We start from the raw sequence: 15,183 nt of genomic DNA on the forward strand, positions 1-15,183 counted from the left end.
GCATGAGGCCGACGGCCGAGGAGATCGAGCGGCTGCTGGTCGGCACCCCCGCCCACCACACCAGGGGAGAGGTGGCCGCGCGGGCGGGCGTGTCGCAGGAGCTCGCCGAGCGGATCTGGCGGGCCCTCGGCTTCGCCACGCTCGCCGACGACGCGGTGGCCTTCAGCGACGCCGACGTGGCCGCGCTGCGGCGGGTGCGCAAGATGCTCGACAGCGGGCTGATGGACGAGCCCACGGTCATCCGCATGGCCAGGGCGCTCGGCCAGACCACCGCCAGGCTCGCCCAGTGGCAGGCCGAGATCATGGTCGGCGCGATGCTGCCGCCCGACGTACAGCCCTCCGACGCCGACCTCGCCCGGATCCTGGAGACCTCGCAGCAGCTTCTTCCCGACTTCGAGCACGTGCTCATCCACGTCTGGCGGGCCCAGCTGGCCGCGGCGGGCACCCGGCTGCTGGCGATCGCCGACATCAACGACGACCTCGTGCCCACCCGCGTCTCCCTCGCCGTGGGGTTCGCCGATCTCGTCTCCTTCACCAGAAGATCCAGGGAGTTGTCGGAGCGGGAGCTGGCCGAGCTGGTGGAGGGGTTCGAGTCGCGCGCCGCCGACGTCGTCGCCGTCCACGGCGCCAGGCTGGTCAAGACGCTGGGCGACGAGGTGCTGTTCACCGCGCCCAGCAGGGCGCAGGCCGCGCGGATCGCGCTCGACCTCGTCGAGACCGGCGAGCTGCGCATCGGCATGGCCTACGGCCCCGTGCTGCCGATGATGGGAGACGTCTTCGGCACCACCGTCAACCTGGCGGCGCGGCTGACCGCCATCGCCAGGCCTGGAACCATCGTGGTCGACGCCGATCTCGCCGAAGGGCTCGCCGAAGAGGGCTTCGATCTGCACAAAATTCGTCGAAGGCCAGCTAGAGGACTCGGCGTGGTGCAGCCGTATGTCTTGCGGCGATCATCGCCTTGAGCAGATGATGAACGGCATGCCGTACGAAGTGCAAGGCGTCATAGCTCGTGGCAAGGGTCAGCCGGTCTCCACCGAGACCGTTCTCGTGCCGGATCCAGGCCCAGGTGAAGCGGTCGTCAACGTGAAGGCCTGCGGGGTCTGCCATACCGATCTCCACTACCGCGAGGGCGGGATCAACGACGACTTCCCCTTCCTGCTCGGACACGAGGCGGCGGGTGTCGTCGAGGCGGTCGGCGAGGGGGTGAAGGACCTCGCGCCGGGCGACTACGTGATCCTCAACTGGCGCGCGGTGTGCGGCGCCTGCCGGGCCTGCCTGCGCGGGCGCCCCTGGTACTGCTTCGCCACGCACAACGCCGCGCAGAAGATGACGCTCGCCGACGGCACCGAGCTCAGCCCCGCCCTGGGCATCGGCGCGTTCGCCGAGAAGACGCTGGTCGCCGCGGGGCAGTGCACCAAGGTCTCGGCCGATGCGCCGCCCGAGGTGGCGGGCCTGCTCGGGTGCGGCGTGATGGCCGGGCTCGGCGCCGCGCTCAACACGGGCAACGTCTCGCGCGGCGACACCGTGGCCGTCATCGGCTGCGGCGGCGTCGGCGACGCGGCCATCCTCGGCGCCTCGCTCGCCGGCGCCGCGAAGATCATCGCGGTGGACGTCGACGACCGCAAGCTCGCGTGGGCCCGCGACTTCGGCGCGACCGACAAGGTGAACTCCGCGCAGGCCGACCCGGTCGAGGTCATCCGCGACCTGACGGGTGGCTTCGGCGCCGACGTCGTCATCGAGGCCGTCGGCCGGCCGGAGACCTACAGGCAGGCCTTCTACGCCCGCGACCTGGCCGGCACCGTCGTGCTGGTCGGCGTGCCGACCCCCGAGATGACGCTGGAGCTGCCGCTGCTCGACGTCTTCGGGCGCGGCGGCGCGCTCAAGTCCTCCTGGTACGGCGACTGCCTGCCCTCCCGCGACTTCCCCATGCTGATCGACCTGTTCCTGCGGGGACGGCTCCCGCTCGAGCGGTTCGTCTCGGAGAAGATCGCCCTCGACCAGGTCGAGGACGCCTTCGCCCGCATGCACCGCGGCGAGGTCCTGCGCTCGGTGGTGGTCCTGTGAGTGAGCGAAGCGAGGGAACCAGTAAGCACAGCGACAACTCGATCAGGAGGCGCGAGCCGTCAGGCTCGGGCATCCTGATCGACAGGGTCATCACCTCGGGGACCTTCTCGCTCGACGGCGGCACGTGGGAGGTCGACAACAACGTGTGGCTGGTCGGCGACGCCCGCTCGGTGATCGTCATCGACGCCGCGCACTCCGCCGAGAAGATCGCCGAGCGCGTCGGCGGCAGGAGCGTCTCCGCGATCGTCTGCACGCACGCGCACAACGACCACATCAACGCCGCCGCCCCGCTGGCCGAGCTGACCGGGGCGCCCATCCTGCTGCACCCAGCCGACCAGGTGCTCTGGGAGATGCACTACGGCGACGCCGTGCCCTACACGCCGCTGGAGGACGGGGCGTCGCTCAAGGTCGGCGGGATCGAGCTGCGGGTGATCCACACGCCGGGTCACGCGCCCGGCGCGGTGTGCCTGCACGCCCCCGAGCTGGGTGTGGTCTTCACCGGTGACACGCTCTTCTCCGGCGGGCCCGGCGCGACCGGCAGGTCGTTCTCGTCGAAGGAGACGCTGCTCGAGTCGATCAGGACGCGGCTGCTGCCGCTGCCCGCCGAGACCGTCGTCCACACCGGCCACGGCGACTCCACGACCATCGGCGCGGAGAGTTCCCACCTGACCACGTAGCGGAACCTTCCCGGCGGGAGCAATGTCCTGTCATGGGGGATTTATGCCTGTGTCGCACCACACGTAGGCAAGCCTTACCAAAGTGGGTTATCTTAGGTGTGCCTAACCAAAGGCGTGTTCCCAACCCGTGAGAGGCTTTTCCCCCGATGTACGTATGCGTGTGTCGTGCAGTGACCGAGAACGAGGTCCACGACTGCATCACTGCGGGCGCGAAGAGCGCACGGCAGATCCGCGACACCACGGGAGCCGGTAGCGACTGCGCTTCTTGCGTCAGGAAGATCTGTGCGATCCTGAAACGGTCTGAGGACCTGATTCCGACCGCATAGCACAAGGGGCCCGTTCAATGCAGGGCGACAAGCAGATCATCGAGTTGCTCAACGAGCAGCTGACCGCGGAGCTCACCGCTATCAACCAGTACTTCCTGCACGCCAAGATGCAGGAGAACTGGGGCTACACCAGGCTGGCCAAGCACACTCGCGAAGAGTCGATCGACGAGATGCGCCACGCCGAGCGGCTCACCGACCGCATCCTGTTCCTCGAGGGGCTGCCCAACTACCAGCGGCTCGGCACCCTCCACATCGGCCAGACCGTGGAGGAGCAGCTGCGCGCCGACCTCGAGGTGGAGCTGGGCGTCGTGAACCGGCTCAAGCCTGGCATCAAGCTGATGCGCGAGAAGGGCGACACGACCTCGGCGCGCCTGTTCGAGGACATCCTCGCCGACGAGGAGCATCACATCGACTATCTGGAAACCGAACTGGGGCTCATCCAGAGCCTGGGCGAGCAGCTCTACCTTGCTCGCTACGCCGAGCCCCCGTCCGACTGATCTCTCTCTGGCCGCCCGCCGTGACATCTGCTCCGGCGGGCGTTCCCATGTCGGGACCAATCGGGACGGCACGCCGACGCGTGTCGCGTCGCGCGCGACTTCATGATCGCGCAGGCGCGAGAGTTGCTTGCCGTACGCGAGGGAAGAACGAACGCGGGCGTCAGCGGAAGGCGTGGGGCATTAAACCCCGACTATCCGTCATTTATCAGCGTTTGCCCAGGTCAATAGATAGGTCAAACGCGAGTCAAACCGCGCGCTGCGCCCGGGAAACGATCGCCTAAGGTCCTACGATCGCTTCATGACCTGCGTACTTCTCGCCGAGGATGACACCTCGATTTCCGAGCCGCTCGCGCGCGCCCTGCGCCGCGAGGGCTATCAGGTTGAGGTGAGCCCCGACGGCCCGCAGGCCCTCGAGAGGGCTCTGTCGGGGGGCATCGACCTCATCGTTCTCGACCTTGGCCTGCCGGAGATGGACGGCCTCGAGGTCGCCCGCCGGATTCGGGCCGAGGGCCACGGCACTCCGGTGCTCATCCTCACCGCTCGCGTCGACGAAGTCGACACCGTCGTCGGTCTCGACGCCGGCGCCGACGACTACGTCACCAAGCCGTTCCGCCTGGCGGAGCTGCTCGCCCGTGTCCGAGCCCTGCTGCGGCGCGGCACCTCAGAGACCCCTGTCGTCCAGGGCGTGCGCATCGACGCCGACTCCCGTCGCGCGTGGATGGGCGAGAAGGAGCTGCACCTGACGACCAAGGAGTTCGACCTGCTACGCGTCCTCGTGCGGGACGCGGGGAAGGTCGTCACGCGCGAGCAGATCATGCGCGAGGTCTGGGACACCAACTGGTGGGGTTCCACCAAGACACTTGACATGCACATCTCCTGGCTACGGCGAAAGCTCGGCGACGACGCCGCCAAGCCGCGCTACATCACGACCGTCAGGGGAGTCGGCTTCAGGTTCGAGCGAGAGTAGGTCGTGCGCCGCCGCCTACTCTCCTCCACCCTGGTCGTCGCGGCCATAGCCGTACTTCTGCTCGGGGTGCCATTGGGCGTGGTGGTCAGCCGGCTGATCGTCGAGGACGCCAATCAGCAGCTGAGGGCCGAGGCGACCCGTCTGGTGGGCGAGGTGGAATACGCCCGTATCCAGGAGACGCCGCTCGATCCGCAGCAGCTGGAGCAGAAGTATCCCGACAGGTACATCCAGATCTACGTCAACGGCAACCCGCCGACGGCGACCGTCGTCGGCACGTCACCGCAGTCCGGCCACTCCATGCACGAGGAGGCCAAGTCGGACAGCGGCATCTATGTCAGGGTGAGCCGCGACAAGGCGCAGGTGGAGCAGGACGTCCGCGCTCGCCTGCTCCTCATCGTGGCCCTGGCCGCCGCGGCTCTCGCGGTCGCGGTGGGACTGGCCATCGTGCAGTCCCGTCGGCTCACCCTGCCGCTGCAGGACCTGGCCAAGATCGCTGAGCGGCTGGGCTCGGGAGACGCCCGGCCCAGCAAACACCGCTACGGCATCCCCGAACTCGACCGCGTGGCCGAGGTCCTCGACCGCAGCGCCGCGCGCATCTCCGACCTGATCACGCGCGAGCGTGAGTTCGCCACGGACGCCTCCCACCAGCTGCGCACCCCCCTCACCGGGCTCACCATGCGCCTGGAGGAGATCGTCGCCGCCTCCGACGAACCCGCCGTCGTCCGCGAGGAGGGCGAGGCCGCCATCGTCCAGGCCGAACGCCTCACCGCGGTCATCGACGAACTCCTGGCCGCCGCCCGCCGCCAGCGCATCGCGCAGGCGGAGCCCATCTCCGTCGACGAGGTCCTGATCCAGCAGGTCACCGAGTGGGAACCGGCCTTCCGCAGGGCGGGTCGCTCGGTCTCCCTCGGCGGCACCAGAGGTCTCAAGGCGCTGGCCACCGGTGGCGGACTGGGCCAGGTCGTCGCCTCGCTCCTGGAGAACTCCATCCAGCACGGCGGCGGCGCCGTCTCCGTCTCCACCAGCAGCAGTGACAACTACATCGTCATCGAGGTCGCCGACGAAGGCCCGGGGATCTCCGACGAGATCGCGCCCAAGGTCTTCGAGCGCAACGTGAGCGGTGGTGGCGGCACGGGCCTCGGGCTCACGCTCGCCAGGGCGCTGGCCGCCGCCGACGGCGGGCGGCTCGAGCTCGTGCGCCGCCGTCCCGCGGTCTTCGCGATCTTCCTGCGCCCCGCCGAAGTGCCCGGCCGCCGCGTGGTCACCGGCCCCGCATGAGGGTCCGCTCGGCAGGCCATTGACGGGTTACGCGCGAAGGTTTACGGTCAGGGCCATAATCGAGCATGATTGAGCGCCCCTCGGGAGGTGCGGCCGGTTGACCCCGTTACGAAGGCTGCTCGCTGGAGCACTGTCAGCCACCCTGCTCGCCGTTCCGCTCACCCCGGCGCACGCCGCCGACCTGCGCATCGCCAACGCCGGCTTCGACGAAGGACTGACCGGCTGGAGCGGCTCGCACAGCCCGGGCGGCGTCACCGCGACGGTCTGGGAGGGCCGTACCACCGCGCGCGTCGGCGACACCGAGCCCGCGCAGGCGTACGGCAGGGAGAGCCTGCCCGGACTGCCCGCCACGGCGGGCACGCGCTACACCGCCCGGGCAACGGTCTGGGCCGAAAGCGGCGCCGCCGACCTCTACCTGAGGTTCAGGGGCTCGTCGGGACAGCTCCTCGGCAGCGCGAGCGCGTCGGTCTCGGGACGGCGATGGAACGACGTCACGGCCTCGGGCATCGCACCCGCGGGCACGATGACGGTCTCGGCGCTCATCTACTCGGGCGTGGCCAACGTCGGCACCGCCTACTGGGACGAAGTTCTGATCACCAAAGAGGTGACCGACCTCGGCGTGCAGATCGAGAGCAGCGTGCCCAACGCCACCACGTTCGCCGGCGGCCGGGCCTACGCCGTCTACACCGGAACCGCCGACACCAACCCCAGGCTGGCGGTGATCGACCTGGCGACCGAGACGGTGCAGGCGAGCATCGTCATCCCCGACACCGCTGGCACGCCCACGGTCGGTGGCTGGGCGGCGGCCACGGCCACCGACGGCAGCGTCTACCTGGGCACCTATCCCAACTCCAAGCTCTACAGGCACGTGCCGGGCCAGACGACGGTGACCGACCTCGGCAGGGCGGAGGGCGGCTACTCCTTCATCTGGGACCTGGAGCCGGGAGCGGGCGGAAAGGTGTACGGCGGCACCTACAACGACGGCCGCTACTTCACGTACGACCGCGGCGCTTTCACCACGATCGGCCAGGTCCCCATCGTGGCCGGCGCGGAGTACGTGCGCAGCCTCGCCCACGACCCCGCCGCCAACGCCACCTACCTCGGCACCGGCACCAACGCCTCGCTCGTCAGGTTCGACAACGTCACGGGACGGGTGGACAGCCTGCTGCCCGCCGCCTACGCGCACAACTCCATGGTCGGCGGGCTCACCTGGACCGGAGGCAGGCTGTTCGCCTGGATCGACCGCACGCTGCTCGTGCTCGAGATCGTACGCAACACCGACGGCTCCCACCGCGCCGTCACCGACGCCACCATCACCGACGTGGACCTGCACCACTCACCCGCACGCGACGGCAAGGTCTGGCTGGTCAAGGAGGGCGTGCTGCACTCCTACGACCTCGCGGCCAGGTCCCTGCAGGCCACCGCCGTACGGCCGGGGCTGGACATCACCGGCTACACCTGGCTGAACGGCACGCTTACCGGCCTCGGCGCGGCCGAGGACGGCACCAGGATCTTCACGTACGCGCCCGCGACGGGCCAGTGGAGCAGCAGGGTCGTGCGCGACACGCCCGTCCTGCCCGCCGCGATCAACGCGCTCGGCGCCGGACCCGATGGCCGGATCTACACCGGCGGCTACCTCACCGGCGGCACCGGCGTCTACGACCCGTTGCGCGGAGACGCCGACGACTCCACCCCCGACACGCCCACGCTCACCGGCATCAGCCAGACCGACAGCCTGCTCTCCCACGACGGCCGGCTCTACCTCGGCGTCTATCCGTCGGCCAAGCTCTACAGCCACGACCCCGCCGGGCCCTGGCCGCCCACGCTCAGGTACACGGCTGGCGCGGCGGGCAGCAAGGCCGACGACTGCGAGCCGGGCAAGGGGCCGCCGCCGCAGGACCGTCCCTACGCGCTCGCCGGCGGCCCCGACGGCACGATCTACATGGGCACCGTCCCGAAGTACGGCAAGCGCAGCGGCGCCCTCACCGTCTGGAAGGAGGGCACGGCGGGCCGGACCCTCTGCGTCGTGCGCGACCAGGCCGTCGTCTCGCTGGCCTTCGCCGGCGGCAAGCTCTTCGGCGGCACCTCCACCAGGGGCGCCCTGGGCGTCAATCCCGTCTACGCGCCGGGGGCGTCGGCCACGCTGTTCTCCTACGACCCCGCGACCGGCGAGGTGCGGCCCCACCCGCTCCCGCTGACGGAGCCCAAGGCCGTCACCGCCCTCACCGAGGTGGACGGCAGGCTCTGGGGCCTGGCGGGCGGCTCGCTGTTCACACTGGATCCCGCCCGTCCCGACGCCATCACGGTGACGCGGCTCTTCGCCGACCCCGACTACGCGGCCAGGCCGGGACTGGCCTGGCGCGACGGTGTCCTGCTCACCGTGGACAAGGATCCCGGCCACGTCTACGGCACGGTGGGCGACCAGATCTTCCGGATCAACAGGTCGACGAAGGCGCTGACCGTGCTGCTGACCGTCCCCGGCATGGAGGGGCTCACGGCCGACAGGTTCGGCGACCTCTACTACAAGACCAACGAGCGCCTGCACCGCCACACGGTGACCGCGCCGTAGGCGGCTACCGCCGGGGCGAGGCGGGCTCGGGCAGGCCCGTGACCGGCTCGACCGGCGGCTCCTCCGGCGCCAGGAACACCCACTTCTTGTACGACCAGAACCGGAACAGCGTGCCGAGCCCGACACCGATGATCTTGGCGATGTTGAAGCTCAGCGCGTCGTGCAGCCCCAGCGTGTACGTCGTGAACCCGATGACGATCAGGCTGATCAGCAGGCCGATGCCGTTCAGCAGGAAGAACAGGAGGTATTCGCGGGCCAGCCCGCTCTGCTCGCGGTTGCGGAAGGTCCAGAACCGGTTGCCGACGTAGGCGAAGGTGGCCGAGATGACCGTGGCCAGGGCCGTCGAGATGAGCGGGCCCAGGCCGATGCCGAAGCGGAAGAGGTTGGTGGCCCCGAAGTCGATCACGAAGGCGATGCCGCCGATCGTGCCGAACTTGGCCAGCTCATGGATCAGATGAACGAACCGGTGGTAGGCGCGTCTGAAGAACTCCACGTCTCCTGCACGGTCCTTTCCGGTTCTCCTGCCACCCGCGGGCCGGGGCCGACCTCACCAGGTTAGCGGCCGGCGCCCATCCCCGGGTGCGAAGGTTCCGCAAAGCGACTGGAGCGGCTCATCATCCATTCACAAAGAACAATTCTAGAAATATCGTCTTATGACGGGAAAGCTGGATCGGCGCCCACTACGCTGACGCCCAGATCGCGGCTCCATGCCCGCGAGAGACGGCCGTCACCCTGGGGAACCACCCGTGAAGCGTCGACTGTTCGCACTTCTGACCAGCCTGTCCATGGCGACCATGGTGACCGGCTGTGGAGTCGCGAGCAGCCGTGCGGAGGAGCCGAAGGAGCCGCCGTCGCCACCCGCATCCGCGCACCGGGTGGAGCGAGCAGTGGCGGAGAAGGCGTTCGACCTGCTCGGCGAGCTCGCCCAGGCCTGGGAGGACCGGGACTGCGCGGCCGTCGACCGCCTCACCGCGTGGGCGGAGAATGCGCTGGGCGGTCGTGCCTGTGAGGTGACCCGGAACGGCCGCCCAGCCCTGACCGGCTACACCGACCTCGAATACCTGCTGCCCGAAGCCCCCGACTGGTTCGCCGTGCTGGCGCGCCGGCCGGAGCCCACGTACTTCCTGTTCGTCTACGACCGCAACTGGCGCCTGGCCGCGGGGCCGCTGCGGATCCTCGGCGAGGCGCCCGAGCGCGCCGACGGCGCGTCCGCGTCCGCCAGTACGGCCCGGCGCGCCAAGCTGGTCCCCCAGCGCCACCTCACCTACCTCACCGACACCGCGGGAGTGAGCGGCATCGCCTTCCCACCGGGCGACGCCATCGCCGACCTGCGCGACGAGCTCGTCGGCCGTCCGGCCACGGCCCGTCCCGACCGCGTGAGCGTCGACGTCGAGCTCTTCGGCGGCCCGTTCCGCGCGCTGGCGTTGTCGAACGGGTCGATGCTGGTCTTCCACAGCCTCCGTCTCGTCTCCCGCCACCGCCCCGGCGCGGGCCGCGCCGCGCTCAGCCGCCCGCCGTACGGCAGGGCGCAGGTGAAGGAGTTCACCGGCGAGAGCCAACCGGCCACGCTGACCGGCACCGAGCTCGTCGTCCTGGCCAGCGAGATCAGCTCGAAGAACCGCCTGACGACCGTCGCCCTGCGACGCGCGATCGCGGATCTGACCACCTGACCGTCGCGACATGCTGGTGTCCTGGGGGAGGGTATGCTTCGGGCACGTGAGCAGCCCCTCTTCCCATGTCGGGCCCGTTGTGGGCGTCGTCGGCGCGGGCCAGTTGGCCCGCATGATGCAGCAGGCCGCGATCCCGCTCGGCCTCGAGCTGCGGGTCCTGGCCAACTCGCCGGACGAGAGCGCGGCGAAGGTGATCGTCGACACGCACCTCGGCGACTACCGTGACCTGTCCGTCCTGCGCGAGTTCGCGACGGGCTGTGACGCCGTCACCTTCGACCACGAGCACGTGCCGACCGAGCACATCAAGGCCATGGCCGACGAGGGGATCCAGGTGCACCCCGGCGCCGACGCCCTCGTCCACGCGCAGGACAAGGCGGAGATGCGCAGGAGGCTCACCGAGATCGGCGCGCCCTGCCCCGCGTGGCGCACCGTCGACACGGTCGCCGACGTCGCGGAGTTCGCGGCGCGGAACGGCTGGCCCGTCGTGCTCAAGGCGGTCAGGGGCGGCTACGACGGCCGCGGCGTGTGGGTGTGCGACGACGAGAACGAGGCCGCCGAGGTGGTCGCGACTGGTGTCCCGCTGCTGGCCGAGGCGTTCGTCCCGTTCGAGCGCGAGCTGGCCGTGCTGGTCGCCCGCTCGCCGCACGGGCAGGGTGTCAGCTACCCGGTCGTCGAGACCGTCCAGGAGAACGGCATCTGCGTCGAGGTCCTGGCCCCCGCGCCCGGCCTCGACCCCGAGGACGCCGCCCAGGCGCAGCGCATCGCCCTGAAGATCGCCAACGAGCTGGGGGTGACGGGGCTGCTGGCCGTGGAGATGTTCGAGACCGCCCATGGGCTCGTGGTCAACGAGCTGGCCATGCGTCCCCACAACAGCGGTCACTGGACCATCGAGGGCGCCCGCACCTCCCAGTTCGAGCAGCACCTGCGGGCCGTGCTCGACCTGCCGCTCGGCTCGCCGTCCATGGCCGCGCCCTACGTCGTCATGGCCAACCTGCTCGGCGGGGACGACCCCGCCATCTTCAAGCGCTACGAGCACGTGATGGCCCACGACCCCGGCGTCAAGGTGCACTTCTACGGCAAGGAGGTGCGGCCGGGCCGGAAGATCGGCCACGTGACCGCTCTCGGCGCCGACCTCGACGACACCAGGGCCCGGGCCAGGCACGCCGCCGTCTACCTCACCACAGGGGAGTACACATGAGCATCGGCATCGTCATGGGAAGCGATTCCGACTGGCCGGTGATGAGGCTGGCGGCGGAGGCGGTCGCGGAGTTCGGTCTCCCGTTCGAGGCCGATGTGATGTCCGCGCACCGGATGCCGACCGAGATGATCGAGTACGGCAGGCAGGCCGCCTCCCGCGGCCTCAAGGTGATCATCGCGGGCGCGGGTGGCGCGGCGCATCTCCCGGGCATGCTGGCCTCGGTCACCACGCTGCCGGTGATCGGGGTGCCGGTGCCGCTGAAGTACCTCGACGGTCTCGACTCGCTGCTGTCGATCGTGCAGATGCCCGCGGGCATCCCGGTGGCGACGGTCGCGGTGGGCGGGGCGCGCAACGCGGGCCTGCTGGCGGTCCGCATCCTGGCCGCCTCGGACGAGGGACTGCGCGCGAAGCTGGAGGCCTTCCAGGAGTCGCTGCGCGACCAGGCCCACGCCAAGGGCGAAAAGCTGAGGGCCGAGGCGGCGGCACTGCGCCAGTAGCGCCCTGAGGATCTTCTACGGTCGGCTCTTCCGCGGGCCTCTCGCTGGGCGGGTCTGCCTGACGCCGTGCCTGAACACCTGCGCCGGCGCCAGGACGGCGACGCCCACCAGCCCGCCCAGTTGGCCATGTCACGCCCCCTGGGAACGACGGTTTGTCGTTTGTCGATGTCTGCGATAACCGTAGGGCCGGGTAGGGGCGACGTGACGGCGGCCCGCCGAAGTTCTGCTCGAGTGGCGTGATGGACGGGGCCCGGCCACGTGACCGCGGTGGCCGGGGGTGGCTTGCCGTACGGGGTGGGGGTTTCGGGAGCGGCCACGGGCGGCCGTAGGCGCCCGCACAATGGGGCGCCCCCACAATCGGGGCGCCCGCAGAATGGGGGCGGCTACGGGCGGCCGAGGGCGCGGTAGTGCCAGCCGGCCGCGCGCCAGGTCTCCGCGTCGAGCGCGTTGCGGCCGTCGACGATCTTCCTGGTCGCCACCGCCGCGCCGAGCACCTCGGGGTCGAGGTCGATGAACTCCTTCCACTCGGTGAGCAGCAGCACCACGTGCGCGCCACGCACCGCGTCGAGGGCGGAGTCGCCGTAGGACAGCTCGGGGTGCGCCTTGCGGGCGTTGTCGAGCGCTATCGGGTCATACACCGTGACCTGGCCGCCCTGCTCCCCGATGGTCACGGCCACGTCGAGAGCGGGGGAGTCGCGGATGTCGTCGGAGTTCGGCTTGAACGCCGCGCCCAGCACGCCCACGGTGCAGCCGCGGAAGGAGCCGCCCGCCAGCTCGCGGGCCAGGTCGACCATGCGCGCGCGGCGGCGCATGTTGATCGCGTCGACCTCGCGCAGGAACGTCAGCGCCTGGTCGGCGCCCAGCTCACCGGCCCGTGCCATGAACGCGCGGATGTCCTTGGGCAGGCAGCCGCCGCCGAACCCGAGGCCGGGGTTGAGAAAACGGCCGCCGATGCGGTCGTCGAACGACAGCGCCTTGGACAGCTGCTGCACGTCGGCGTGAGAAGCCTCACAGACCTCGGCCATCGCGTTGATGAAGGAGATCTTGGTCGCCAGGAAGGCGTTCGCCGCGGACTTGACCAGCTCGGAGGTCGGATAGTCGGTCACCACCATCGGCACCTCGCCGAGCGGCTCGTAGACCTCGCGCAGGATCTTCTCCGCCTGCTCGGAGGCGACGCCGATCACGATGCGGTCAGGGTTGAGCGTGTCCTGCACGGCGAAGCCCTCGCGCAGGAACTCGGGGTTCCACGCCAGCTCGGCCCCCGCGTTGACCGGCGCGAGGCGGGCGAGCTTGGCCGCCAGGCGGGCCGCGGTGCCGACGGGAACCGTCGACTTGCCCACCACCAGACAGTCTCTGTCGAGGTACGGCGCCAGCGACTCGACGGCCGCGTCGAGGTAGGAGACGTCGGCCGCGTACTCACCGTGCTTCTGCGGCGTGCCCAGGCACAGGAAATGGATGTCGCCGAACGCGGCCGCCTCCTCGTAGGAGGTGGTGAAACGCAGACGCCCGGACCCGAGCCCTCGCCTCAGGATCTCTTCCAGGCCGGGTTCGTGGATCGGCAGCTCACCGTTCTGCAAGCGACGGATCTTGTCGACATCGATGTCGAGTCCGAGGACTTCGAACCCCAGGTCCGCCATGCAGGCCGCGTGGGTGATGCCCAGATACCCGGTTCCGATCACCGTTAGGCGATATGGCACGAGTGAGCTCCTTTCATCGCCAAGGCATGTTACCGGTCCCCGTCACTTCCACTGTGCCACCTGCGTAAACCGGCGAATCGTACCGGCTGGTAACAAGATGCTTGGACGTCCTAGTATTCAGCTATGACCTACGCCCTCACCGAGGAGCACGAGATGCTCCGCGAGACCGTCCGTGCCCTCGCCGATGAGAAGATCGCGCCTCGTGCCGCCGAGGCCGACGAGCGCGAGGAGTTCCCGTGGGACGTCTACAAGGCGCTCGTGGCCGCTGACCTGCACGCGATCCACGTCCCCGAGGAGTACGGCGGTGCGGGAGCCGACGCGCTCGCCGCGGTCATCGTCATCGAGGAGGTGGCCCGCGCCTGCGCCTCCTCCTCCCTGATTCCGGCCGTCAACAAGCTCGGCACGGTTCCCCTGCTGCTGTCCGCCTCCGCTGAGCTGAAGGAGCGCTACCTGCCCCGCGTCGCCTCCGGCGAGGCGATGTTCTCCTACGCGCTCTCCGAGCCCGAGGCCGGCTCCGACGCCGCCGCCATGAAGACCCGCGCGGTCCTCGACGGCGACCACTACGTCCTCAACGGCGTCAAGATGTGGATCACCAACGCGGGTGTCTCCGAGTACTACACGGTCATGGCCGTCACCGACCCCTCCGCTGGGGCGCGCGGCATCTCCGCCTTCGTCGTCGAGAAGTCCGACGACGGCGTCTCCTTCGGTCCCAAGGAGAAGAAGCTCGGCATCAAGGCCTCTCCCACCAGGCAGGTCATCCTCGAGGACGTCCGCATCCCGGCCTCCCGCATGATCGGCGAGCCCGGCACCGGCTTCAAGACCGCCCTCGCCACCCTCGACCACACCCGTATCACCATCGCCGCCCAGGCCCTCGGCATCGCCCAGGGCGCCCTCGACTACGCCATCGGGTACGTCAAGGAGCGCAAGCAGTTCGGCAAGCCCATCGCCGACTTCCAGGGTCTGCAGTTCATGATCGCCGACATGGGCATGAAGCTGGAGGCGGCGCGCCAGCTCACCTACCACGCGGCCGCCAAATCGGAACTGGCGATGCACGGCCAGCCGCAGAAGGACCTGACGTTCCTGTCCAGCGCGGCGAAGTGCGCGGCGTCGGACGCGGCGATGGAGATCACCACGGACGCGGTGCAGTTGCTGGGCGGGTACGGCTACACGCGGGAGTTCCCTGTAGAGCGCATGATGCGCGACGCCAAGATCACCCAAATCTACGAGGGCACCAACCAGATCCAGCGCATGGTGATGGCTCGTCAGCTCCTCAAGTAGGGGATGAGCTGCGGAGACCCGGTTCCGTGCGGTGAGGGGGCCGGGTTCCGCGCTATCAACCACAGCGGGGAGACGGCCTCGTTCCGCGCGAAGAAGCTCAAGGCGGTGTCGGGCGGCATGTCGATGAGCCAGTCGTCGACCGGGCCGTCGGGACCTACGCGCCCGAGCCGGAAGCCGGAGGCACCCCCCGGAGCGCTTCCGAACAGGGCCACGGCGACGACCCCGACCATGGCGGTGGTCAGCAGGGCGCCCACGGCGAATCTCACAGCGAGCCCGGTCCCTTTGTGAGTCGCGACCAGCGCCACAATCGCCAGCCCGCCGATCCCGACGAAGAACTCGAAGACCCACCAGAGCATCACCGGGACGTCTCCCACCCGGCGGATCAGCCACTCGATCGGCACGTGGGGGTGATCCACAGCGAGTGGCCGCGGGCCACGTTGACCATGGGCGGGAGGAGCAGGACCA

The 15,183-nt window shown here is 69.8% G+C and carries 15 protein-coding genes; 12 read left to right on the forward strand and 3 right to left on the reverse strand.

Going from position 1 to position 15,183, the window contains the following annotated elements; translation table 11 throughout:
- Positions 1 to 2: 2 nt before the first annotated feature.
- The 8 genes from H4W81_RS41750 to H4W81_RS41785 all read left to right on the forward strand — a co-directional run bounded on the left by H4W81_RS41750 (position 3) and on the right by H4W81_RS41785 (position 8,378).
- Complete coding sequence (locus H4W81_RS41750) at positions 3 to 962, forward strand: adenylate/guanylate cyclase domain-containing protein (RefSeq protein ID WP_192779839.1); 960 nt, start codon at positions 3 to 5, stop codon at positions 960 to 962.
- Between the two features lie 16 nt (positions 963 to 978).
- On the forward strand, positions 979 to 2,064 hold the full coding sequence (locus tag H4W81_RS41755) for an S-(hydroxymethyl)mycothiol dehydrogenase (protein ID WP_192779840.1): 1,086 nt from the start codon (positions 979 to 981) through the stop codon (positions 2,062 to 2,064).
- Positions 2,065 to 2,138: 74 nt separating this feature from the next.
- The gene (locus tag H4W81_RS41760; RefSeq protein WP_192781355.1) at positions 2,139 to 2,741 is read left to right on the forward strand and encodes an MBL fold metallo-hydrolase; all 603 of its coding nucleotides are present in this window, start codon (positions 2,139 to 2,141) and stop codon (positions 2,739 to 2,741) included.
- Between the two features lie 146 nt (positions 2,742 to 2,887).
- Positions 2,888 to 3,067: a (2Fe-2S)-binding protein gene (locus H4W81_RS41765; RefSeq protein WP_192779841.1), complete on the forward strand. Its 180-nt coding sequence runs from the start codon at positions 2,888 to 2,890 to the stop codon at positions 3,065 to 3,067.
- Between the two features lie 17 nt (positions 3,068 to 3,084).
- Positions 3,085 to 3,564 (forward strand): bacterioferritin, encoded by a 480-nt coding sequence (gene bfr / locus H4W81_RS41770; protein WP_192779842.1) that lies wholly within the window; start codon positions 3,085 to 3,087, stop codon positions 3,562 to 3,564.
- Between the two features lie 298 nt (positions 3,565 to 3,862).
- Positions 3,863 to 4,531: a response regulator transcription factor gene (locus tag H4W81_RS41775; RefSeq protein ID WP_043620820.1), complete on the forward strand. Its 669-nt coding sequence runs from the start codon at positions 3,863 to 3,865 to the stop codon at positions 4,529 to 4,531.
- Between the two features lie 3 nt (positions 4,532 to 4,534).
- Positions 4,535 to 5,809 (forward strand): ATP-binding protein, encoded by a 1,275-nt coding sequence (locus H4W81_RS41780; RefSeq protein ID WP_192779843.1) that lies wholly within the window; start codon positions 4,535 to 4,537, stop codon positions 5,807 to 5,809.
- A 97-nt stretch (positions 5,810 to 5,906) separates the two neighbouring features.
- Positions 5,907 to 8,378, forward strand: coding sequence for a hypothetical protein (locus tag H4W81_RS41785; RefSeq protein WP_192779844.1), 2,472 nt, complete (start codon positions 5,907 to 5,909; stop codon positions 8,376 to 8,378).
- Positions 8,379 to 8,382: 4 nt separating this feature from the next.
- Here the strand turns inward: H4W81_RS41785 and H4W81_RS41790 are convergent, their stop codons facing one another.
- Positions 8,383 to 8,871 (reverse strand): GtrA family protein, encoded by a 489-nt coding sequence (locus H4W81_RS41790; protein ID WP_192779845.1) that lies wholly within the window; start codon positions 8,869 to 8,871, stop codon positions 8,383 to 8,385.
- Between the two features lie 253 nt (positions 8,872 to 9,124).
- On the opposite strand from H4W81_RS41790, the gene H4W81_RS41795 reads away from it, so the two are divergent.
- From H4W81_RS41795 to purE, 3 genes are read left to right on the forward strand one after another with little or no spacing between them, the layout of a single operon-like run.
- Positions 9,125 to 10,048 (forward strand): hypothetical protein, encoded by a 924-nt coding sequence (locus H4W81_RS41795; RefSeq protein WP_192779846.1) that lies wholly within the window; start codon positions 9,125 to 9,127, stop codon positions 10,046 to 10,048.
- A gap of 46 nt (positions 10,049 to 10,094) precedes the next feature.
- Complete coding sequence (locus H4W81_RS41800; RefSeq protein WP_318782412.1) at positions 10,095 to 11,246, forward strand: 5-(carboxyamino)imidazole ribonucleotide synthase; 1,152 nt, start codon at positions 10,095 to 10,097, stop codon at positions 11,244 to 11,246.
- Positions 11,243 to 11,743, forward strand: coding sequence for a 5-(carboxyamino)imidazole ribonucleotide mutase (gene purE, locus H4W81_RS41805; RefSeq protein ID WP_192779848.1), 501 nt, complete (start codon positions 11,243 to 11,245; stop codon positions 11,741 to 11,743). Before H4W81_RS41800 ends, purE begins: the two co-directional genes overlap by 4 nt.
- A 383-nt stretch (positions 11,744 to 12,126) precedes the next feature.
- On the opposite strand, the gene H4W81_RS41810 is transcribed toward purE, so the two are convergent.
- Complete coding sequence (locus tag H4W81_RS41810; protein ID WP_192779849.1) at positions 12,127 to 13,440, reverse strand: UDP-glucose dehydrogenase family protein; 1,314 nt, start codon at positions 13,438 to 13,440, stop codon at positions 12,127 to 12,129.
- Positions 13,441 to 13,563: 123 nt separating this feature from the next.
- Here H4W81_RS41810 and H4W81_RS41815 point away from each other — a divergent pair, with 123 nt between their 5' ends.
- Positions 13,564 to 14,718, forward strand: coding sequence for an acyl-CoA dehydrogenase family protein (locus H4W81_RS41815; protein WP_192779850.1), 1,155 nt, complete (start codon positions 13,564 to 13,566; stop codon positions 14,716 to 14,718).
- Here the strand turns inward: H4W81_RS41815 and H4W81_RS41820 are convergent.
- Complete coding sequence (locus H4W81_RS41820; RefSeq protein WP_192779851.1) at positions 14,703 to 15,119, reverse strand: hypothetical protein; 417 nt, start codon at positions 15,117 to 15,119, stop codon at positions 14,703 to 14,705. The two genes, H4W81_RS41815 and H4W81_RS41820, sit on opposite strands and share 16 nt — an antisense overlap.
- Positions 15,120 to 15,183: the final 64 nt, after the last annotated feature.

The organism is Nonomuraea africana (assembly GCF_014873535.1).
Lineage (GTDB): Bacteria > Actinomycetota > Actinomycetes > Streptosporangiales > Streptosporangiaceae > Nonomuraea > Nonomuraea africana.

What these genes read in the sequence shown, in the direction of transcription:
- H4W81_RS41775 (WP_043620820.1), top strand. Translation starts at nt 3,863, where the DNA reads ATGACCTGCGTACTTCTCGCCGAGGATGACACCTCGATTTCCGAGCCG.
- H4W81_RS41750 (WP_192779839.1), top strand. Translation starts at nt 3, where the DNA reads ATGAGGCCGACGGCCGAGGAGATCGAGCGGCTGCTGGTCGGCACCCCC.
- purE (WP_192779848.1), top strand. Translation starts at nt 11,243, where the DNA reads ATGAGCATCGGCATCGTCATGGGAAGCGATTCCGACTGGCCGGTGATG.
- H4W81_RS41765 (WP_192779841.1), top strand. Translation starts at nt 2,888, where the DNA reads ATGTACGTATGCGTGTGTCGTGCAGTGACCGAGAACGAGGTCCACGAC.
- H4W81_RS41815 (WP_192779850.1), top strand. Translation starts at nt 13,564, where the DNA reads ATGACCTACGCCCTCACCGAGGAGCACGAGATGCTCCGCGAGACCGTC.
- H4W81_RS41755 (WP_192779840.1), top strand. Translation starts at nt 979, where the DNA reads ATGCCGTACGAAGTGCAAGGCGTCATAGCTCGTGGCAAGGGTCAGCCG.
- bfr (WP_192779842.1), top strand. Translation starts at nt 3,085, where the DNA reads ATGCAGGGCGACAAGCAGATCATCGAGTTGCTCAACGAGCAGCTGACC.